Here is a 20,633-nt window from a genome sequence, read left to right on the forward strand (position 1 = left end):
CGCGGATCCGGCCGCCGGATGGGCGGGAGCGCCCACCCGGCGGCCGGATCCGTGGCTCAGGCCGGCGGCTGCCGGCCTTCGGTCACCGCACCACACCCATCGCGGCGAAGTTGGCCATGTTGTAGCCGGGCGAGAACTGGATGTTCGTGACCCGGTCGCTGTACAGGTTCATCGCCTTGTCGTAGATCAGCGGGACATACGCGCCGGACTGGACGACGCCCTTGTCGACCTTGGTCCAGGCGGCCTGCGCCGCGCCGTCGTCGCTGGCGGCGAGACCCTCGTCGATGCCCGAGTTCACGGTCGGGTCGTTGAGCTCGGCGTAGTTGCTGTTGCCCTGGGGCAGGATCTTCCGGCCGTCGACGATGGAGCTGAAGAAGCCGTAGGCCGAGGGCCAGTCCGGGCCCCAGCCGGTGATGTGCAGGCCGTAGCCCTTCTCCTGCACGTTCTTCGGGATGCCGATCACGGCCGAGAAGTACTGCGAGGAGTCGAACTTCTCGACAGAGGCGGTGATACCGATCTTCTTCAGGTCCGCCTGGAGCGCGGTCGCCTGGTTGACCTCGAGCGGCCGGTTGCTACGGGCGGTGATCTTGGTGGTGAACCCGTTCGGCTGGCCGCAGGCCTTCAGCTCGTCCTTGGCCTTGGCGAGGTCGCCGGCGTCGTTCGGCGTCGGGAAGAGGTTGAACTTCTGGTAGTAGGCAACGGTCGGCGGGAGCATCGTCGTCGCGGGCTCGCCGGCCGTGGGACCGCCGCGCGCCGCCACCTGGCCCTGCTTGTTGACCGCGTAGGCGACCGCGAGCCGGCAGTGGACGTTGTCGAACGGCTTCACCGTGGTGGCCACGCTCAGGTAGCGCAGGAAGCCGGTCAGGTCGACCGTGGTGCGGGCCTTGCGCAGCGTGGGGTCGGCGAGGAGCTGGTTGCGCGCCGCGATGTCCACGCCGGTCTGGTCGAGGAAGACATCGGCGTCACCGGACATCAGCCGGTTGTCGATCTCGGCCGACTCGAGACCCATGGTGATCTCGATCTTGTCCGGCAGCGCCTTGTTGATCTCGTCGGTCGACTGGTCCCACTGGTCGTTGCGGACCAGGGTGAGCGACTGGTTCGGCACGTACTTGTCGAACTTGTACGGGCCGGACGCCACCGGGTGCGACGTGTACTTGTCGCCGGTGTCCTTCGCCTGCGGCACGGGCGACGCGCCCGGCTGGGCCATGATGTAGTTCCAGTCCGGGAACGACTTGTTCAGGTGGAAGATAAGGGTCGTGTCATCCGGCGTCTCAACGGACGAAAGGCCCAGCTTGTCCGGGCTGGTGTCCTTGTACGGGCCCGGGTACTCGGGGTCGGTCTGAAGAGAGTCGATGACGAACGTCGGACCACCGTTGATGATGTCCTGGGCGAAGAACCGCTCGATGCCGTACTTGATGTCCTTGGACGTGATCGCGGACCCGTCCTCGAACTTGATGCCGGCCTTGAGCTTGTAGGTCCAGGTCTTCCCGCCGTCGGGCGACGTCGGGACCTCGGTCGCCAGGTCCGGCACGAGCTTGGCCGAGTTCGGCTTGGTCTCGTAGGTCAGCAGCGAGCGGGTGATCCAGCGCAGCTGGTCCCAGCAGGTCGCGTAGTAGGTTCGCGCCGGGTCCCACGAGTCGCAGTCGCCGCTGGACAGCGCCTTGAGGGTGCCGCCCTTCTTGTCCGACGCGTACAACAGCTGGTCCGTCGTCGTCGGCAGGCCGGAGGCGGCCGGGCCGCTGCTGCCCCCAGCGGTGGTGCCGTCGTCGTCGCTGCTGCCGCAGGCGGCGAGGGCCAAGCCCACAGCCGCGACGAACACGCCGGTCCTGATCCAGACCGAGTGTTTCCTCATCCGGTTCCCCTCTTCTTGTGCGGTGCTGCCCCGGGATGGGCCGAGGATTGTCCGTGCGTGCGGACCCCGACCCGCGCCGTTGCGGGAGGGATCCGGCTGACCGGCGCGGTACGGCGGGTCTCGCCGCCGCGCCAGGGTGTTGGCCCCGAGATGGTGGCCGCGTGCCGGCTGTCAGCCGCCGCCTCGGGGGTCGAAGGCATCCCGCAGCGCGTCGCCGAGCAGGTTGAACGCCAGCACGGTAAGGAAGATCGCCACGCCCGGTACGACCATGAACGTCGGATCGACCCTGAACAGCCCGCCCGCCGCGGTCGAGAGCATGTCGCCCCAGGACGAGGTCGGCGGCTTCACGCCCACGCCGAGGTAGGACAGCGCGGCCTCGAAGAGGATGTTCGTGGGGATCAGAAGGGTGCTGTAGACGAGGATCGGCGCGACCAGGTTCGRCAGCAGCTCATTCACCATGATCCGGATGGACCCGGCACCGGTGCCACGCGCGGCCGCGACGAAGTCCTTCTCCTTGAGCGAGAGCACCTRGCCCCGGACGATCCGGCCGATGTACGGCCAGCTGAAGAACCCGATGATGAACACCAGGATGAGCAGGCGCAGCGTGTTGCCGTTCAGGCCAAGGGCGCTGTCCGGGATCACCGCGACGATCGCGATCGCGAACAGCAGCAGCGGGAAGGCGAGCAGCAGGTCCATCAGCCGGGCGATCAGGCCGCCGATCCAGCCGCCCACGTAGCCGGAGATCAGCCCCATCACGGTGCCGAGGACGACGGACAGCAGCGTCGCCAGCGACGCGACCAGCAGCGAGATGCGAGCGCCGTAGACGACCCGGGCGAAGACGTCGCGCCCGCTGAGCGGCTCGACACCAAAGGGGTGATGGGAGCTCACGCCGCCGAACGAGCCCGCGGGAAGGGCTGTGTTCGGGTCGAGCAGGCCGTAGTTGGGCTCGTCCGGATTCACTCCGACGATCGACGTCAGCACGGGCGCGAAGATCGCGATGAGCACGACGAGGATGACGAAGGCGACGCTGGCAAGCGCGACCTTGTCCCTACGCAGCCGCGACCAGGCGATCCGCCAGAGCGACCGGCCGGCGACCGGCTTGACCGCCGGCGGACCGGGCGTCAAGTCGGTGGGCTCCACCTGAACCGGCACCGCCACGAACCACCTCCAGGGCAGCCAAAATAAACGTTCCCCCCAAAGCACCAAAGTCAACGCACGGTAGCGTTGTCCGGGCACACTGGATAGCGGATGTTATGAAGTGCTGAGGAAACGTTGCCCATTTGCCACACGATGACCGTTAAGTTACGTATGCGTTACATCGGGGAGAACGTGCGCGGCCGCCGACGTACTGGCGCAACGCGCCGGCCAGCTCAGCCGTAACAGAGCAGAGCGCGACGAAGCGCACCCGCGGCATCCGGCACGGCCACCGCCCCGCCACGGCGAGCGAACTTTCGCGACGCCCGGAGAACGACCGTCGCGGAGCACGGGCCAGGGGGCTCAACCACCCCCATACCCAACGTCGACACAACACCGCGCGCCGGAGGCGGCGACCCCCCGTTCGGGGTGGCCACGCCTCCGCGGGGCCACCCGCCGGTCCGCCCATCGGGCGGGCCGCCCAAAGCAAGAGGCCCGGGCCGCTGACAGCGACCCGGGCCCCAGAACACGCCCGATGGAACCGAACCCTAGGCCGGCGGCCCGCTGCGCACGATCGCGGTGAACTCCTCGGCCGCCAGGCTCGCGCCGCCGACCAGCCCGCCGTCCACGTCCGGCATGGTGAACAGCTCGGCGGCGCTGGCAGCCTTGACCGAGCCGCCGTAGAGCACCCGGATCCCGGCGGCGACCTGGGGCGTGAACTTCTCGGCCAGCCGRCCGCGGACGGCCGCGCACATGTCCTGCGCGTCCTGCGCCGAGGCCGTGCGGCCGGTGCCGATCGCCCAGACCGGCTCGTAGGCGACGACGAGCGTCTCCGCCTGCTTCGGCGTCACGCCCGCGAGCGAGCCGTCCAGCTGCGCCAGGCAGTGCTCGATGTGGCTGCCGGCCACCCGGACGTCCTCGTGCTCGCCGATGCACACGATCGGCGTCAGCCCGTTCCGGTAGGCGGCGGCCGCCTTCGCCGCGACCACCGCGTCCGTCTCGTGGTGGTCGGTGCGCCGCTCCGAGTGCCCCACGATCACATACGTGCAGCCGATCTTGGCCAGCATCGGCCCACCGACGTCGCCGGTGTGCGCCCCGGAGTCGAACGGCGAGAGGTCCTGGGCGCCGTAGCCGAGCGCGAGCTTGTCCCCGTCGATCGTGGTCTGCACGCTGCGCAGGTCGATGAACGGAGGGAACACGACCGTCTCGACCCGGTCCAGCTCGTCTGGCTTGAGGTCGTAGGCGATCTTCTGGACGAGCGCGATCGCCTCGAGGTGGTTGAGGTTCATCTTCCAGTTGCCGGCGACGAGGGTGCGCCGGCCGGTGCCCTTCGACTTCGGGCCACCAACCGGCTTGCCACTCGGCTTGCCACCTGTGCGCCCCAGCGGAGGCGGAGTCATGAGCCCAGCACCTCCAGCGCCGCGAGGCCGGGCAGGGACTTGCCCTCCAGGAACTCCAGGCTCGCGCCGCCACCGGTCGAGATGTGGCTGAACGACGACTCGGGGATGCCAAGGGTGCGCACGGCCGCGGCCGAGTCACCGCCGCCGACGACGGTGAAGCCGTCCTGCGACGCGATCGCCTCGGCGACACCCTTCGTGCCGGCGGCGAACGGCGCCATCTCGAAGACGCCCATCGGCCCGTTCCAGAAGATCGTCCGTGCGCCCGCGAGCCTGCCGGCGAACAGCCTGGTCGAGTCGGGGCCGATGTCGAGCCCCAGCCAGCCGTCGCGGATGCCGGCCGCCGGCACGACGTCGGTGGCGGCGTCGGCGGCGAACCGGTCGGCGATGACGACGTCCGACGGCAGCACGATCCGCTCGCCGCCCTCCGCGAGCAGGTCCTTGCACGTGTCGATCATCTCGGCCTCGAGCAGCGACGCGCCGACGCCGTGGCCCTGGGCCGCGAGGAACGTGAAGCACATGCCACCGCCGACGAGCAGCGCGTCGACCTTCGGCAACAGTGCCCGGATCACGCCCAGCTTGTCCGACACCTTCGACCCGCCGAGCACGACGACGTACGGCCTGCCGGCGTCGCCTGCCAGCCTGCGCAGCACGTCCAGCTCGGCGAGCACCAGCCCGCCGGCCGCGTGCGGCAGCCGCTTCGGCACGTCGGAGACGCTCGCGTGCGCCCGGTGGACGGCGCCGAAGGCATCGCCGACGTAGAACTCGGCGAGCGCGGCCAGCTCGTCGGCGAACGCGGCCCGCGCCGCGGCGTCCTTGCTGGTCTCCCCCGAGTTGAACCGCAGGTTGTCGAGCAGCGCCACCTCGCCGTCTCCGAGCCCGGCGACGACGCTCGCGGCGGCCGAGCCCGCGATGTCGGCGGTGCCGTCGCCGGTGAAGGCGACCGGCCGGCCAAGCGCCTCGGCGAGCCGGGCGGCCACCGGGGCCAGCGAGTACTTCTCGTCGTACTCGCCCTTGGGCCGGCCCAGGTGGGAGCAGACCACCACGCGGGCGCCGCGCTCGGCGAGCGTCCTGATGGTGGGCACACTGGCCAGCACCCGGCCGTCGTCGGTGATCCGCGGGGTGTCGCCGGACCGGTCGAGCGGCACGTTCAGGTCGCTGCGGACCAGCACCCGATGCCCGGCGACCTGCAGGTCGTCGATCGTCCTCACGCTTGGCGTCTCCAGTGATGAGGAAGGAAGAAAGGGGAAGATCTGATGGCACAGACGACACCGCCCGGTGCCGAGGGCACCGGGCGGCTCGTCACAGCGGGTTCGCTAGCTTCGGCTCGATCAGCCGAGCCGGCTGGCGACCAGGGCGGTCAGGTCGACCAGGCGGTTCGAGTAGCCCCACTCGTTGTCGTACMAGCCCACGACCTTCACGAAGGTGCCCGTGGACATGGTCAGCAGCGAGTCGAAGGTGCACGACGCCGGGGTGCCCACGATGTCCGACGACACGATCGGGTCCTCGGTGTAGACGAGGTAGCCCTTCAGCGAGCCGTCGGCCGCCGCCTGGTAGGCCGCGTTGATCTCGTCCCTGCTGGCCGGCCTGGCCAGGTTGACGACCAGGTCGGTGACCGAGCCGTCGAGCACCGGCACCCGCATCGCGATGCCGTCCAGCTTGCCCTTGAGCTTCGGCAACGCCAGTGCCGTCGCCTTGGCCGCGCCGGTCGTGGTCGGGATGATGTTCTGTGCGGCCGCCCGGGCCCGGCGCAGGTCCTTGTGCGGGAAGTCCAGGATCACCTGGTCGTTCGTGTAGGCGTGGATCGTGGTCATCAGGCCGTTCTCGATGCCGAACGCCTCATCGAGGACCTTCGCCAGCGGCGCCACGCAGTTCGTCGTGCAGCTCGCGTTCGACAGCACGTGGTGGCTGGCCGGGTCGTAGACGTCGTCGTTCACGCCCATGACGACGGTCAGGTCCTCACCCTTGGCCGGAGCCGAGATGATGACCTTCTTCGCGCCCGCCTCGAAGTGCTTGGCGGCCGGCTCGCGGTCGGTGAACCGGCCGGTCGACTCGATGACGATGTCGACGCCCAGCTCGCCCCAGGGCAGCGCCGCCGGGTCCCGCTCCGCGAGCACCTTGATCGTGCTGTCGCCGACCTGGATGCCGCCGTCGACCACGCTGACCGTCTCGGACAGCGTGCCCAGGGTGGTGTCGTACTTCAGAAGATGGGCAAGKGTCTTGCTGTCGGTCAGGTCGTTGACGGCGACAACCTCGAGCCCCGTCTGCGGGCTCGCCGCCAGCGCCCGCCAGAAGTTTCGGCCGATGCGACCGAAACCGTTGACCCCTACTCGCGTAGCCACGTCCGCGGACTCCCAACCGTCGTACCGACGTCATGTTCCGTTGCCGCCCCAGAGCCTAACGACTTTGCGCCGCCGGGTTCGGTATCCGAGGCCCAACGGGGGCCGGATCACTCGCGCCGGTCACCGCACATCAGGCGTTCTCCAGCAGCTCGGGCGAAACGCTGGCCTCTGTGTTGGGGATGCCGAGGACGCTCGCGCGCTTGTCGGCGAGGGCGAGGAGGCGGCGGATCCGGCCGGCGACGGCGTCCTTCGTCAGTGGCGGGTCGGCGAGCGCGCCGAGCTCCTCCAGCGACGCCTGGGCGTGCTGCAGCCGCAGCCGGCCGGCCGCCAGCAGGTGCTCGGGAGCGTCGTCGCCGAGGATGCGCATCGCGGCCTGCACCCGCGCGCCGGCGGCCACGGCCGCCCGGGCCGAGCGGCGCAGGTTCGCGTCGTCGAAGTTCGCCAGCCGGTTGGCGGTCGCCCGGACCTCGCGGCGCATCCGCCGCTCCTCCCAGGCCAGCAGGCTGTCGTGCGCGCCGATCCTGGTCAGCAGCGCGCTGATCGCGTCGCCGTCGCGGATCACCACCCGGTCGACGCCACGGACGTCCCGGCTCTTGGCCTGCACCCCGAGCCGGCGGGCCGCGCCCACGAGCGCCAGCGCCGCCTCCGGGCCGGGCGAGGTGACCTCCAGCGAGCAGGACCGCCCCGGCTCGGTGAGCGAGCCGTGCGCGAGGAACGCCCCTCGCCACGCCGCCGCCGCGTCACAGGCCGAACCGGTGACGACCTGGGGCGGCAGTCCGCGGACGGGACGTCCGCGCTGGTCGAGCAGGCCGGTCGACCGGGCGAGCTGCTCACCGTCGCGCTCGACCCGCACGATGTAGCGGACCGACCGGCGCAGGCCGCCGGCGGCCAGCACCGCGATCGTCGACGGGAAGCTGAACACCTCGGCGATCTCCCGGCGCAGCCGGCGCGCGGCCGCCCCGGTGTCGAGCTCCGCCTCGACGACGATCCGGCCCCCAACGATGTGCAGGCCACCGCCGAAACGCAGCAACGCCGCCATCTCCGCGCGCCGGCAGCAGGGCTTCGCCACCCGCAGCCGGCTGAGCTCGTCCTTCACGGTGGCCGTCATCGCCGCCACACCGATCACTCCTTGAGGTCGCGGGCGGTCACCCGCAGGTCGGGAGGGCTAGGGGTCGCGCGCATCGTCAGCACCGCGGCCTCGGCCGACGGGCCAGGGATGCCGCTGGACGCGGGACCGGATGCCGCGAAGACGGCCTCGAAGGCGGCCGCGAGCAGCGTGGGATCGTGGATCCCCGCCGCGTCGGCCGAACGGACCGGCGCGAGGTGCAGCTCGGCGCCGAGGTCGGCGGCCGCCTCCGCGAGCGCCGAGGGGTCGGGGACGGTCGCCGGGTCGGCGAGCACCACGTCCACGGTGAGCCCCGGGGCGTGCCGGGCGAGCACGCGCAGATGCGCCTGGGGAGTGAAGCCCTCGGTCTCCCCGGGCTGCGAGACCAGGTTCAGCACGACCAGCCGGCGCGCCGCCGCGCCGGTGATCGCCTTGTGCATCTCCGGTACCAGCAGGTGCGGCAGCATGCTGGTGTAGAGCGAGCCGGGGCCGAGCACCAGCCAGTCGGCCTCCTCGACAGCGGCGCAGGCGGGAATGCAGGCCCGCGGCTCCGCCGGCTCCACCCAGACCTCGCAGACCGAGCCCGCGGTGGTGGCCACCGCCACCTGGCCGCGCACCCGCCGCGTCGCCGCCGGGTCGTCAGGGTCAAGACCAGCGACCTCGGCGACGATGTCGATCCCGTCCTCGGACAGCGGCAGCACCCGGCCACTCACCCCGAGCAGCTGCGCGGCCAGCTCCAGCGCCAGCACCGGCGAGCCGATCTGCTCGGCGAGCGCGGCCAGCACCAGGTTGCCCAGCGCGTGCCCGGCCAGCGGCCCCGGACCGTCGAACCGGCGCTGGAACACGTCGGCCCAGGTCCGTGACCACTGGTCGGGGCCGGCGAGCGCCGCCAGCGCCATCCGCAGGTCGCCGGGCGGGAGCGCGCCGAGCTCGTGGCGCAGCCGACCGGAAGACCCGCCGTCATCACCGACGGTGACGACGGCGGTGAGCCGGTCGGTGATGCGGCGCAGCGCCGACAGCGACGCGGCGAGGCCGTGCCCGCCGCCGAAGGCGACGACGGCTGGCGCCCCGGGCGCCGGCAGCTGGTCCGCCCGAACCTGGGTCATGGGATCTCCGGGCAGGTCGTGGGGGTGATGGGGCACCGGCGTCACTCCCGACCCAGGTCGCGGTGCACGATCTGGACGCCAACGCCCGTCGCGGCGAGCCTGGCGGCGAGCTCCTCGGCCACGGCGACGCTGCGGTGCCGCCCGCCGGTGCAGCCCACGGCGAGGGTCAGGTACCGCTTGCCCTCGCGCAGGTACCCCTCGCCGACGAGGCGCAGCAGCTCGGCGTACCGGTCGATGAACTCCTTGGCACCCGGCTGCTCGAGAACATAGTCGCGCACCTGTGGGTCGCGGCCGGTGAACGGCCGGAGCGCCTCCACCCAGTGTGGGTTGGCCAGGAACCGGCAGTCGGCGACCAGGTCGGCGTCCAGCGGCAGGCCGTAGCGGTAGCCGAACGAGATGACCGTGGCGTTCAACCGATTGCCACCCGGCTGCCCGAAGGCGGCGTTGATCTTCGATCGCAGCTCGTGGACGTTGAGGTCGGTGGTGTCCAGCACCAGGTCGGCCTCGCCGCGCAGCTCGGCGAGCAGCGCGCGCTCCCGGCTGATGCCGTCGACGACCCGGCCGTCGTCCTGCAGCGGGTGCGGACGGCGGACGTGGTCGAACCGGCGGACCAGCGCGTCGTCCGACGCCTCCAGGAACAGCACCCGCGGGCGGGTGCCGGCGGCGTCGAGCGCGTCGAGCGCCGCCCGCAGGTCGGCGAAGAACGCCCGGCCGCGCACGTCGACGACGGCCGCGATCCGGCTGACGCCGCCGCCGGAGCGACGGCCCAGCTCGGCCATCGTCGACAGCAGCGCCGGCGGCAGGTTGTCGACGACGAACCAGCCCAGGTCCTCCAGGCACTTGGCCGCGGTGCTGCGGCCGGCGCCTGACAGCCCGGTGATGATCGCGAGATCCAGCGGCACACTGGGTGCGGCGGCGGTCACGGCGTGGTCCCCCTTGTCACGGCGTGCTCTTCCTCTGTCTCAGAGCCCTCTGCTGGCTCGGAATCCTCTGCTGGCTCGGAACTCTCTGCCGATTTCGGGCCCGCTGCCTTCGAGCCCGCCGCCGCTGGCGGCGGCGGGGCGGCATCCAGGATCTCGCCCGTGAGCGGGTCGACCGCCGGCGCGGGCGCGGCCGACGCCCCTGGGGCGCTCGTGGCGAGCGCCGCGACGACGGCGGCGGCGGTGCGCGGGCCGATCCCGGGCACGCCGGCGATCTCCTCGACGCTGGCCGCGCGCAGCTTCGCGACCGARCCGAACGTGCGCAGCAGCGCCTTGCGCCTGGTCTCGCCGAGGCCTGGCACGCCGTCCAGCAGCGACACCGTCATCGACGCGGATCGCTTCTGCCGGTGATAGGTGATCGCGAACCGGTGGGCCTCGTCGCGCACCCGTTGCAGCAGGTACAGCGCCTCGCTGGTACGCGGCAGGATGACCGGGTCCGGGTCGTCCGGGAGCCAGACCTCCTCCAGGCGCTTGGCGAGCCCGCACAACGCCACCCCGCCGGGCCCGGACTCGATCCCCAGCTCCGCCAGCGCCCGGGCCGCGGCGGCCACCTGCGGCGGCCCGCCGTCGACGACGACGAGGTTCGGCGGGTAGGCGAATTTGCGCGGCCGCCCGTCGACCACCAGCGGATCGCCGGCCGGGACCTCGGCCGGCCCGGCCTCGCCCCGGGCCTCGTCGTCCTCCGCGCCAGGCAGCTCGCCCGTACGGGACCGCTCGGCGAGGTACCGACTGAACCGGCGGCCCACCGTCTCGTACATGCTCGCGACGTCGTCCTGGCCGGCCGTCTGCTGGGGGCCTCCGGCCGCGCGAGCTTCGCCATTGTCGCGCGGCCTTTGGCCGGCGACTCCTCGGACAGAGAAGCGCCGGTACTCCGACTTGCGGGGCAGGCCGTCCTCGAAGACGACCATGCTTGCCACGACGTTGGTGCCCTGGGTGTTGGAGATGTCGAAGCACTCGATCCGCAGCGGCGCGTCGGCGAGGCCGAGCGCCTCCTGCAGCTCGGCGAGCGCCTGGCTGCGGGCCGTCAGATCGCTCGCGCGCCGCGTGCGGTGCAGCATGAGCGCCTGCTTGGCGTTGCGCTCCACCGTCTCGAACAGCGTCCGCTTGTCGCCGCGCCGCGGGACGCGCACGTCCACCCGCCCGCCGCGATAGCGGCCGAGCAGCTCGCTGACCGCCTCGGCGTCGGCCGGCAGCTCCGGGACGAGGATCTCCCGCGGGATGTCGGCCTGGCCCTCGCCGCCCGCGCCGCCCTCGGCGCCCGCCGGGGCGCCGTCACCCAGGTCCTTGTCCCCCAGATACTCCTGGGTGAGGAACTGCTCCACGAGGTCGGCGGTGTCGACGTCGGCCAGCTTGTCGACGACCCAGCCGCGCTGCCCGCGCACCCGGCCGTCACGCACGTAGAAGACCTGGACCGCCGCCTCCAGCTCGTCCTCGGCGAACCCGACGACGTCGGCGTCGGTGCCGTCGGGCAGCACGACGGCCTGCTTCTCCATCGCGCGGCGCAGCGCGCCGGCGTCGTCGCGCAGCCGGGCGGCCCGCTCGTAGTCCTGCAGCTCGGCGGCGTCCCGCATCTCGGTTTCCAGCCGGCGCAGGAAACGGCCGGTCTGGCCGCCCATGAAGTCGCAGAAGTCCTGGACGATCTGGCGGTGTTCGTCCGCGCTGACCCGTCCGACGCAGGGCGCGCTGCAGCGGTCGATGTAGCCGAGCAGGCACGGGCGGCCGACCTGCCCGGCGCGCTTGAAGACACCGGCGGAGCAGGTGCGCGCCGGGAACACCCGCAACAGCAGGTCGAGCGTCTCCCGGATGGCCCAGGCGTGCGCGTAGGGGCCGAAGTACCGGACACCCTTGCGCTTGGGCCCACGCATGACCTGGAGCCGCGGGAACTCCTCCTGCAGTGTCACGGCGAGACTCGGGTAGCTCTTGTCGTCGCGGTAGCGGACGTTGAAGCGCGGGTCGTACTCCTTGATCCAGGTGTACTCCAGCGCGAGCGCCTCGACCTCGGTGGACACGACGGTCCACTCGACGGAGCTCGCTGTGGTGACCATCGTGCGGGTACGAGGATGCAGCGCATAGACGTCGGTGAAGTAGTTGGCGAGCCGGGCGCGCAGGTTCTTGGCCTTGCCGACGTAGAGGACGCGGCCATGGGGATCCCGGAAGCGGTATACGCCCGGGGTCTCGGGGATCGAGCCCGGCGCGGGTCGGTAGGACGCCGGATCAGCCATAGGTCGAGCCTACGGCGACCCGGGTCACGGTCAGACAGCGCCTCCACGTAACCATTTCATCACGCAGAGCGTTGATGCTTGTCGAGGGGTACCCCCCGAAGCCACCCGCTCCGTGTCCTTACCGTGTCTCGCTCACGGCGGATGCGGCTCTCACCACTTCATCACGGCCCGTGCGCCACCCTCCCGACGGCCAGCGCGCCACGCCCCGGGCCCGGGCGCGCCGCGGCCCGACGGCGCCGTCACCCGCGGGACCCACCCGGACGGACCTTTTTCCTGCCGCCGTTTCCTCACCCACCCAAGCGCGGGCGAGGYGTACCACGTATCGTGGACGTAGCGTGCTTGCGCGAGTGCGCGCCGCCGCTCGATCTGGCCGGTGCCGTTTGCGCGGCACAGGGTGACCGGCACAGGGTGAGCGGCGCTGGGGGCGCTCGCGCCTCCGTCAGACACATGGTGGTGTCGCCCCAAGGCCCGAGCCAGTGGGGCCGAAGGCGCACCGCGGTATTGCAATACCGCGCACAACAGCAAGGCCGCATCACCGGATGGGTGCACGGCTGTAGGGGCGCATCCGCTGTCGGGGACCTCCCGCGAGAGCGCCACCAGGAAGACAGCACAGCGGCGATGTCGCCGCGGGTAGCGGCTGCCTGTCGGCAAGCCGTCCACACCCGGCTGGCACCTGGGACGCGACGCTGCGACCCTCAAATCAGCAACTGGGAACTTGGCTGCTGGGAGAAAGCGGCGTCGTCGGCCTGGCAGGCGCAGCGAGGGAGGGACCCACCCGTGCAGGGTCTGGACGTCAGCACCGAGTTCATCATCGACGACGCGTCGACGACCGGACGGGTCACCGTCCTCGTGGTCACCTGGCGCGCCTGCGACCCGCTGGCCGTCAGCCTTTCCCTGGTCTCCCGGCCCGACCATCCGGCGCTGCCGCAGGGCAACTGGGTGGCCCCGCGGGACTCCTTGCGCGCCGGTCTGGAGAAGCCGACCGGCGACGGCGACGTGCGCTTCACCCCCGATCCGCGCCGCTCGGAGGTACAGCTGGTGCTCACTGACGGCGCCTCGCACTCGACCGTCGTTCTCGGTGCCGAGCCACTTCGCGACTTCCTGGAGCGCACCGAGCGGGTCGTCCCCGCCGGCCAGGAGCATCCCGAACGCGAGCTCGACGCCGTCCTCGACGAGCTTCTCCGCGCCTGACCGCGCCGTTCTCGTGACGACCGCGGGCGGTCCGGCGGCGGACGAGGACCGGCGGCCCACGTCGCGGTCACGGTCGGCGCGCGGCCCGTCGCGACTGACCTGTCTCGGGCCGGCGGCCCGGCCCGCGTTCGACGCGGTGACGAGTGCGTCGGTGGTCGCGGTGGCCGACGACGGCCGGCTGGTGCTCGCGGATCTCGCGCGCGGGCTCGACCTGCCCGGCGGCCACGTCCAGTGGCGCGACTCCTCCCCCGAGGAGACGGCCCGCCGGGAGACCCGGGAGGAGATCCGGGCCGAGCTGGGCGACCTGGCGCTGGTCGAAGTCATCGAGTCGGACCACTTCGGCCCGGACGACCTGACCTATATGATCATTTACGTCGCCCGGGTCCGCCACCTGCTCCCCTGGGCGGACGGTCATGAGTCGGCGGGCCGCGTCCTCCTGCCGCCCGCCGAGTTCCTGGCCCGCTACCGCGGCACCCGCCCCGGCCTGATGCGCCATCTCGTCACGTCCGCCCTCGCCGTGCTGTCCGCCGGCTAACGGACCGGCTCGGGCGCTGTTTGTCGGCTTCCCGACAATTCCGAACGTCGGGGTGGCGTCATCTCGTCCTCACTGCACCACCGGCCCACGTGAGGCCGGGCAGGCACGAAGGACCGACTTGTGGATGACGACTTCACCGAGTTCGTGCGCAACCGCGGCCAGGCGCTCGGTCGGACCGCCTACCTGCTGACCGGCGACGCGGGCCGCGCCGAGGACCTCGTCCAGAGCGCGCTGCTCGCGGTCTGGCTGCGGCGCGGAAAGGTCGACCCGGACCGCTGGGAGGCCTACACCCGCCGGACGATGGTCAACCTCTCGTGCTCCTGGTGGCGGCGCCGGTCGTCGGGCGAGCGCCCGGTGGCGACGCTGCCGGACCTGCCGGGAGCCGACCCGACCGACGCGGCCGACGAGCGGTCGCGCCTGGTCGCGGCGCTGCGGCGGCTGCCCGCGCGGCAGCGCGCCGCGGTCGTGCTGCGCCACTACGAGGACCTCTCCGACGCCGAGACGGCGCGGTTGCTCCGCTGCAAACCAGGCACGGTCCGCAGCCTCACCTTCCACGGGCTGAGCCGCCTGCGTGCCCTGTTGGCCGAGTCTCCGGGCCTGGCCTCGGCGGCCCACCCACCAGCCTTCGGCACACGCCCGTCCCTGGACGCCCACCCGCGGAGCGGAGAGGCTCGATGAACGAGACGAACGACCTCACGAGGCTGCTGCGGGCCGCCGCCACCGACATGCCCGACAACCCGCACCGCGCCGAGGACCTGGCGCGGCGGGCCGACGCGCGCCATCACCGGCAGGTCCGCACGGCGGTGGTCGCCGGCGTGACCGCGGTCGCGGTCGCCGCCGTCGCGGTGGTGTTCGGGCTGGGCCTGGGCCGTGACTCCGGTGCGGCTACGGTCGTCCCGGCCAGGTCGCCCGCACCGACTCCGGACGAGTCCCGCCGGCTGCACCTGTTCGGCGGGGTGTCGCTGGTGCCGCCGGCCGGCTGGACGGTCAGCTATGCGGGGAGCTCCGCGCGCGACATGTGGATCTGCCTCGTGCCGCCGCCGACCGAGACGCGGATGGACTGGACGTGCGACGGCGGGATCCTCGTCGAGTCCGGGACCGTCGTGGGCGAGGAGGGGCAGCCGTTCCAGCCGCACCAACACATGGGCTGGTACCCCGGTACGGGCCAGGCGCCCTGCCCGACGCCGCCCGCCGACGGGGCGAACGGGATGGTCAACGAGGTCTGGCCCGGCGGGCTCGAGCCCGACAGCCCCTCCCTGGTCGACCAGGGCGACCAGGACTACGAGGTCGTGAACGGCCGGTCCTTCGCCACCGACCAGTGGAACGCCCACTGCGACAACGGGTTCGTCTTTCACCCGCGCAGCTGGTACCTGGCCGAGGTCCCGTTCCGCGTCCTCGACTACCTGGGACATCCGCAGGCCGACGAAGACCTGCTCCGCAGCATCAGGATCGGTCCCGACGAGTCCCGCCGGATGACCTTCCAGGGTGGCGTCTCGCTGATCCCGCCCAAGGGCTGGACGGTCTTCTCCCAGGGCGCCGACCTTTCCGGTGGCCCCGGGGCGCCACGGGACCGCTGGGCGTGCCTGGTGCCCGGCCAGCTCGACCGGAGGATGTACAACCTCGCCTGCCCAGGCATCCTGATCGAGGCTGGCAGCGTCGCAGGGCACGCGGGACAGCCGTTCGAGGCTCATCAGGACGAGGGCTGGAACTCCGGCCCCGACAGCCAGGGCTGCGCGAGGCCGAACGGCGCGTCCGGCGGATCGGCGGTCGCGCCCGGGTCCCCCGGCGACACCCGTCCGGACCCGGCGGCGCCGGTCGAGCAGGGCCCCTGGAACGTGGCCAGCCAGGTCGGCGCGTACGACAAGTGGACCGCCCACTGCGTCGATGACGGGTACGTCTTCCACCCGCGCAGCTGGTACCTGCCGGGGATACCCTTCCGCATCCTCGACGGCGGCATCCCCTCGGAGGTCGCGAAGCTCCTGCCCACCATCAGGATCAGCTGATCCGCGCGCGAGCCTGGCCGGCGCGTTTCCACGCCGGCCAGGCTCGCGTCACCGCCGGCCGGTCAGTCGACGCCGGCGGCGGTCATGCCGCGGAGCTCCTTCTTGAGCTCGCCGATCTCGTCGCGCAGGCGGGCGGCGAGCTCGAACTGGAGCTCCTTGGCCGCCTCGTGCATCTGGTCGTCCAGCTGGCGGATCAGGTTCGCCAGATCGTGGCGGGGCATCCCGGCGAGCTCCGCGGCGTAGCGGCCGACGGCGTCCTGCCTGCCGCCGCGTGACTTCATCCCGGGCACCGGCGCCTTGCCACGGGACTGTGCCCGGCCGCCGCCGTACAGCTCCCCGTCGGCGTTCTCCCGGACCATGTCGTCGAGGATGTCCATGACCTTCTTGCGCAGCGGCTGAGGATCGACGCCGTTCTTCTCGTTGTAGGCGACCTGCAGGGCGCGGCGGCGGTTCGTCTCCTCGATGGCCGTACGCATCGACGGGGTGATCTTGTCGGCGTACATGTGCACCTGGCCGGCGACGTTGCGGGCCGCGCGGCCGATCGTCTGGATCAGCGACCGCTCGGAGCGCAGGAAGCCCTCCTTGTCGGCGTCCAGGATCGAGACCAGCGACACCTCGGGCAGGTCGAGGCCCTCGCGCAGCAGGTTGATGCCGACCAGCACGTCGTAGTCGCCGCGGCGCAGCTCGGTGAGCAGCTCCACCCGGCGCAGGGTGTCCACCTCGCTGTGCAGGTAACGCACCCGGATGCCTAGCTCCAGCAGGTAGTCGGTGAGGTCCTCGGACATCTTCTTGGTGAGCGTGGTGACCAGGATCCGCTCGTCGCGCTCCGCCCGCTGCCGGATCTCGTGGACGAGGTCGTCGATCTGGCCCTTCGTCGGCTTGAGGATGATCTCCGGGTCGATCAGCCCGGTCGGCCGGATGATCTGCTCGACGACGCCGTCCGCGACCCTCAGCTCGTACGGGCCGGGTGTCGCCGACAGGTAGACGGTCTGGCCGATGCGCTCCAGGAACTCCTCCCAGCGCAGCGGCCGGTTGTCCATCGCCGACGGCAGCCGGAAGCCGTGGTCGACCAGGTTGCGCTTCCGGGACATGTCGCCCTCGTACATGCCACCGATCTGCGGCACCGTGTTGTGCGACTCGTCGATGACCAGCAGGAAGTCGTCGGGGAAGTAGTCGAGCAGCGTGTGCGGCGCGGTGCCGGCGGCGCGGCCGTCGATGTGGCGCGAGTAGTTCTCGATGCCGGAGCAGAACCCGACCTGGCGCATCATCTCGATGTCGTAGGTGGTCCGCATCCGCAGCCGCTGCGCCTCCAGCAGCTTGCCCTGCCCCTCCAGCGTCTCCAGCCGGGCGGCCAGCTCCTCCTCGATGCCGGTGATCGCCCGTTCCATCCGCTCGGGGCCCGCCACGTAGTGGGTCGCCGGGAAGACGTGCACCTGCTGCACCTCGCGGACGATCTCGCCGGTCAGCGGGTGCAGGTACGAGAGCCGTTCGATCTCGTCGCCGAAGAGCTCGATGCGTACCGCCAGCTCCTCGTAGACGGGGAACACCTCGACCGTGTCGCCGCGGACCCGGAACGTGCCGCGGGTGAAAGCCAGGTCGTTGCGGGCGTACTGGACGTCGACCAGCCGGYGCAGCAGGATGTCGCGGTCGATCTCCTCGCCGACGGTGAGACGGACCATCCGGTCGATGTACTCCTGCGGCGTGCCGAGGCCGTAGATGCAGCTCACGGAGGCGACGACGATCGTGTCCCGCCGGGTGAGCAGGCTCATCGTCGCGGAGTGGCGCARCCGCTCGACCTCCTCGTTGATCGAGGAGTCCTTCTCGATGTAGGTGTCGGTCTGCGCGATGTACGCCTCGGGCTGGTAGTAGTCGTAGTACGAGACGAAGTACTCGACGGCGTTGTTCGGCAGCAGCTCACGGAACTCGTTGGCCAGCTGGGCCGCGAGGGTCTTGTTCGGTGCCATCACCAGCGTCGGACGCTGTAGCTCCTCGATGAGCCAGGCCGTCGTCGCGGACTTGCCGGTACCGGTGGCGCCGAGCAGCACGATGTTCTTCTCGTCGGCCCTGATGCGCCGTGCCAGCTCCTTGATCGCCGCTGGCTGGTCACCGGACGGCTGGTAGTCGGAGACGACCGTGAAGGGCGCGCTGGAGCGCTCCACGCTCAGAGTCGGGCGTTCGAACGTCGTGCTCATGCCCTTTAGAACACCACACGGCTCCGACAGTTCCCAGGACGAGCCGACACGCCCTCGCGGGCGGATGTGCCCGTGCCGAGCGGGTGGGCCCTGCCCGGGCGGGTCCGGCGCAGACCGGCAAAATGCCCACGCTGGTAGCGAGATCGCCGGTTCGGGTGGGAGGGCGAGGGGCACGACAGACGTTGAGTGAGCGAAGGGCGACCGCGTAGGCCGGCATCACCGCGCGGGGCAACCTCGGAAGGAGCCACGAGCGCAATGACCACCCATGACGCGGACCGGGGCAGGCGGATCCCCCGGATCATCGTGCGTCCGGGGCTGATTGTCTCGGTAGCGGTCATCACCGCGCTGCTCGGTTGGCTAACGCTGCCGGTCACCGTCCCGAGCCGGACGGGATCCGCGTACGTCAGTGCCGGCCTGCTCGGTGCCCTCCTGCTGCTGGCGATCCTGGTCGTCGCCGACCTGCTGCGGGCCGTCGCGGCCCGCCGGGCCGGCCTCGAGGTGCACGCGATCGTGCTCGGGGCGTTCGGCAGCCGGCTCGTGCTCGCCCGGCCGGGCGGGCCGGGTGGACCGGGTGAGCCGGGTGGCTGGAGGCGCCCCGGCGACGAGATCGTCTGGGGTGTTCCCACGGAGCCCTACCCGGCCGAGCCCGCCGGCGGCGCGCGGCGGCCGGCCGAGCCGGAGCAGCCTCCCGACTCGGCCGGCCAGGGCCGGTCCTGGCCGGGCGGGCTCGACCCGCGGGTGGACGCGGCCATCGCCCGCGCGGGCCTGCTGGCGACTGGCCTGTGCGGCGCGGTCTTCGTGACGCTCGGCGCGCTCGCGCCCGGCGGGACGCTCGCGCTGGCCGGGCAGGTCGCGCTCTGGGTGGGGACGTTCACACTGCTCATCACCCTGGTCGACCTGCTGCCGTCGCCACGGACCCCGGGCGGGCGGATCCTGGCCGCGTCCGTGCTGCGCCGCACCGGAGATCCCCGCCGGGCCGAGGCGGTCGTCGCGCGGACCGGCGTGGCCATCGGCTGGGCGATGATCGCCGCGGGGGTCGTCGCCTGCTTCCTCGTCGGGCTGATCGGGCTGTGGGCGGTGCTGCTCGGCTGGATGGCGCTGGGCACCTCCCGACTGGCGCAGGCGCGCCAGCGCGCCGGTACCGCGCTCGAGGGTGTGTTCGTCCGGGACGTGATGCTCCCGCCGCCGCCCCGGCTGCCGGCCTGGCAGACCGTGGACGAGGCGCTGCGTTCCGCCGCGGCGCCGGGGAGGCCGATGTCGACCGTGTTCACGGTGCACGACTTCGACGAGTCGCTGGCCGGCGCCGCCCTGGTGCGTGACCTGGCCTCCGTGCCGCTCGACGACCGCGACCTCGCCAAGGTGAGCCGGGTGACGATCCCGCTGTCCTCGGTCCCGACGGCCCGGCCGGACGAACCGCTCACGGTCGTCGTCCCCCGGCTCGCCAGCCGGCCCGCCGCCGGCTGCGTCCTCGTCCTCGACGAGGAGCAGCGCGACGAGCGGGGACATCCCCGGGTGGTCGGAACGGTCGGCCCCGCGGAGATCCGCCGCGCGATCGAGACGGCCCCGGCGCGCGGCCGCGCCGTGATCCCCTCCGGCCTCGGCCGTCCCAACCAGCACCCGGGCCGCTGACGGCGCGGCCGGCCCTTCAGGCGCGGGGGCTCGGGGCGGGATAGACGGAGAAGGCCACGCGGGGCTGGATGGGCGTGGTGGTGAGTTCGGCGCGCTCGACGCGGTCCCAGCGGAACCAGCGCGGCGCGTCCTTGTCCAGGCACCACGCCATCAGGTACCAGTTGCCGCGGGCGTAGGCGAAGGCGTGCGGTTCGACCCGCCGGTGGCTGGACCTCCCGGCCGCGTCGACGTAGTCGATGCTGACGGCGACACCGTCACGCATGGCGTCCTCGATGACCGGGGTGGCCGGTATGCGCGGCAGCCCGTCCGGCCGGGCCCACATCCGGGCCGCGAGCTCCGTGACCCTGTCATGGCCCGCCGGGCCGAGCGCCGTGAGGACCTTGTGCAGTGCCTCCCGCGCGGCGTCGCTCGCCGGGCCGGGTGCCAGCGCGACCAGCGCCACCGCGGCGGCGACGGCCTCGTCCTCGGTGAGCGCGACCGCGAGCGGCCCGGGGTCGGCCGGCTGATGTGTCGGCACCGTCCGCTGTCGTCCCTTCGGCTCGTCCCGGCTCACACCGTCAGGGTGCCACCTTCTCGCCCGTCCAAGCACGGGACACCCACGTCACCCCACCGGCCACGTCACCCAATGGCCGCGCCGCCAGCTACTGCCGGATCTCGACGGTCTTGATCGATCGCCAGGCGACCAGCACCTGGCCGCCGCCGTCCAGCGGGAGTGCCGTCACCTCGCCGCGGGTCAGCCAGCCCTGCATCTCCCGCATCAGCGTGGCGAGCCGCGCCTCCCACGGCGTGGTGGCGTCGACCAGGCTGGAGATGTCGACGCGGTGCTCGATGGCGCCGTCGAGCACGAGTACAACGACCGCAGTGGACACCAGCCTCAGCCTTCCGTCTCGTTCGGTTCGGCGCCGGGCAGGTTACCGGGTGCCACGCCTTCGCTCCCGGGCAACC

17 protein-coding genes are annotated in these 20,633 nt (G+C 72.0%); 5 read left to right on the forward strand and 12 right to left on the reverse strand.

Annotated features, from left to right (window positions below; translation table 11 throughout):
- Positions 1-82: 82 nt before the first annotated feature.
- From BCD49_RS17575 to uvrC, 9 genes are all read right to left on the reverse strand, one after another.
- Positions 83-1,852 (reverse strand): ABC transporter substrate-binding protein, encoded by a 1,770-nt coding sequence (locus BCD49_RS17575; protein WP_007514610.1) that lies wholly within the window; start codon positions 1,850-1,852, stop codon positions 83-85.
- A gap of 171 nt (positions 1,853-2,023) precedes the next feature.
- The gene (locus tag BCD49_RS17580) at positions 2,024-3,010 is read right to left on the reverse strand and encodes an ABC transporter permease (RefSeq protein ID WP_071041689.1); all 987 of its coding nucleotides are present in this window, start codon (positions 3,008-3,010) and stop codon (positions 2,024-2,026) included.
- A gap of 524 nt (positions 3,011-3,534) precedes the next feature.
- The gene (gene tpiA / locus BCD49_RS17585) at positions 3,535-4,386 is read right to left on the reverse strand and encodes a triose-phosphate isomerase (protein ID WP_007514606.1); all 852 of its coding nucleotides are present in this window, start codon (positions 4,384-4,386) and stop codon (positions 3,535-3,537) included.
- Positions 4,383-5,594, reverse strand: a complete 1,212-nt coding sequence (locus BCD49_RS17590; protein WP_007514604.1) for a phosphoglycerate kinase — start codon at positions 5,592-5,594, stop codon at positions 4,383-4,385. Before BCD49_RS17590 ends, tpiA begins: the two co-directional genes overlap by 4 nt.
- A 120-nt stretch (positions 5,595-5,714) precedes the next feature.
- Positions 5,715-6,725, reverse strand: coding sequence for a type I glyceraldehyde-3-phosphate dehydrogenase (gene gap / locus BCD49_RS17595; RefSeq protein ID WP_071041690.1), 1,011 nt, complete (start codon positions 6,723-6,725; stop codon positions 5,715-5,717).
- Positions 6,726-6,855: 130 nt separating this feature from the next.
- The gene (gene whiA / locus BCD49_RS17600; RefSeq protein WP_198536236.1) at positions 6,856-7,833 is read right to left on the reverse strand and encodes a DNA-binding protein WhiA; all 978 of its coding nucleotides are present in this window, start codon (positions 7,831-7,833) and stop codon (positions 6,856-6,858) included.
- A 14-nt stretch (positions 7,834-7,847) separates the two neighbouring features.
- Positions 7,848-8,936, reverse strand: coding sequence for a gluconeogenesis factor YvcK family protein (locus tag BCD49_RS17605; protein WP_007514599.1), 1,089 nt, complete (start codon positions 8,934-8,936; stop codon positions 7,848-7,850).
- A 41-nt stretch (positions 8,937-8,977) separates the two neighbouring features.
- Positions 8,978-9,859 carry an RNase adapter RapZ gene (gene rapZ, locus BCD49_RS17610; protein WP_007514598.1) on the reverse strand — a complete coding sequence of 294 codons (882 nt, stop codon included), beginning with the start codon at positions 9,857-9,859 and terminating at the stop codon, positions 8,978-8,980.
- Positions 9,856-12,138 (reverse strand): excinuclease ABC subunit UvrC, encoded by a 2,283-nt coding sequence (gene uvrC / locus BCD49_RS17615; RefSeq protein WP_007514597.1) that lies wholly within the window; start codon positions 12,136-12,138, stop codon positions 9,856-9,858. The genes rapZ and uvrC overlap by 4 nt, the downstream gene beginning before the upstream one ends.
- Before the next feature lie 777 nt (positions 12,139-12,915).
- Here uvrC and BCD49_RS17620 point away from each other — a divergent pair.
- The 4 genes from BCD49_RS17620 to BCD49_RS17635 all read left to right on the forward strand — a co-directional run bounded on the left by BCD49_RS17620 (position 12,916) and on the right by BCD49_RS17635 (position 15,867).
- The gene (locus BCD49_RS17620; protein WP_007514596.1) at positions 12,916-13,329 is read left to right on the forward strand and encodes an SsgA family sporulation/cell division regulator; all 414 of its coding nucleotides are present in this window, start codon (positions 12,916-12,918) and stop codon (positions 13,327-13,329) included.
- 13 nt (positions 13,330-13,342) lie between these two features.
- Positions 13,343-13,864, forward strand: coding sequence for an NUDIX hydrolase (locus BCD49_RS17625; RefSeq protein WP_027141267.1), 522 nt, complete (start codon positions 13,343-13,345; stop codon positions 13,862-13,864).
- 120 nt (positions 13,865-13,984) lie between these two features.
- A complete protein-coding gene (locus BCD49_RS17630; protein WP_007514594.1) occupies positions 13,985-14,542 on the forward strand; it encodes a SigE family RNA polymerase sigma factor in 558 nt (185 codons plus the stop codon).
- Positions 14,539-15,867 carry a hypothetical protein gene (locus tag BCD49_RS17635; protein WP_007514593.1) on the forward strand — a complete coding sequence of 443 codons (1,329 nt, stop codon included), beginning with the start codon at positions 14,539-14,541 and terminating at the stop codon, positions 15,865-15,867. Before BCD49_RS17630 ends, BCD49_RS17635 begins: the two co-directional genes overlap by 4 nt.
- A 62-nt stretch (positions 15,868-15,929) precedes the next feature.
- On the opposite strand, the gene uvrB is transcribed toward BCD49_RS17635, so the two are convergent.
- Positions 15,930-18,059, reverse strand: coding sequence for an excinuclease ABC subunit UvrB (gene uvrB, locus BCD49_RS17640; RefSeq protein WP_071041691.1), 2,130 nt, complete (start codon positions 18,057-18,059; stop codon positions 15,930-15,932).
- Between the two features lie 255 nt (positions 18,060-18,314).
- On the opposite strand from uvrB, the gene BCD49_RS17645 reads away from it, so the two are divergent.
- Complete coding sequence (locus BCD49_RS17645) at positions 18,315-19,688, forward strand: hypothetical protein (RefSeq protein WP_007514591.1); 1,374 nt, start codon at positions 18,315-18,317, stop codon at positions 19,686-19,688.
- 16 nt (positions 19,689-19,704) lie between these two features.
- On the opposite strand, the gene BCD49_RS17650 is transcribed toward BCD49_RS17645, so the two are convergent.
- Together BCD49_RS17650 and BCD49_RS17655 are read right to left on the reverse strand one after the other, a co-directional pair.
- Complete coding sequence (locus tag BCD49_RS17650; RefSeq protein ID WP_007514590.1) at positions 19,705-20,205, reverse strand: helix-turn-helix transcriptional regulator; 501 nt, start codon at positions 20,203-20,205, stop codon at positions 19,705-19,707.
- Between the two features lie 124 nt (positions 20,206-20,329).
- Positions 20,330-20,557, reverse strand: a complete 228-nt coding sequence (locus BCD49_RS17655; protein WP_007514589.1) for a hypothetical protein — start codon at positions 20,555-20,557, stop codon at positions 20,330-20,332.
- Positions 20,558-20,633 lie beyond the last annotated feature (76 nt).

The organism is Pseudofrankia sp. EUN1h (assembly GCF_001854645.1).
Classification (GTDB): Bacteria; Actinomycetota; Actinomycetes; order Frankiales; family Frankiaceae; genus Pseudofrankia; species Pseudofrankia saprophytica.

Excerpts from the sequence above, each read along its gene's own strand:
- BCD49_RS17575 (WP_007514610.1), bottom strand. The coding sequence starts at position 1,852 with ATGAGGAAACACTCGGTCTGGATCAGGACCGGCGTGTTCGTCGCGGCT.
- whiA (WP_198536236.1), bottom strand. The coding sequence starts at position 7,833 with ATGACGGCCACCGTGAAGGACGAGCTCAGCCGGCTGCGGGTGGCGAAG.
- BCD49_RS17605 (WP_007514599.1), bottom strand. The coding sequence starts at position 8,936 with ATGACCCAGGTTCGGGCGGACCAGCTGCCGGCGCCCGGGGCGCCAGCC.
- BCD49_RS17635 (WP_007514593.1), top strand. The coding sequence starts at position 14,539 with ATGAACGAGACGAACGACCTCACGAGGCTGCTGCGGGCCGCCGCCACC.
- BCD49_RS17645 (WP_007514591.1), top strand. The coding sequence starts at position 18,315 with ATGACCACCCATGACGCGGACCGGGGCAGGCGGATCCCCCGGATCATC.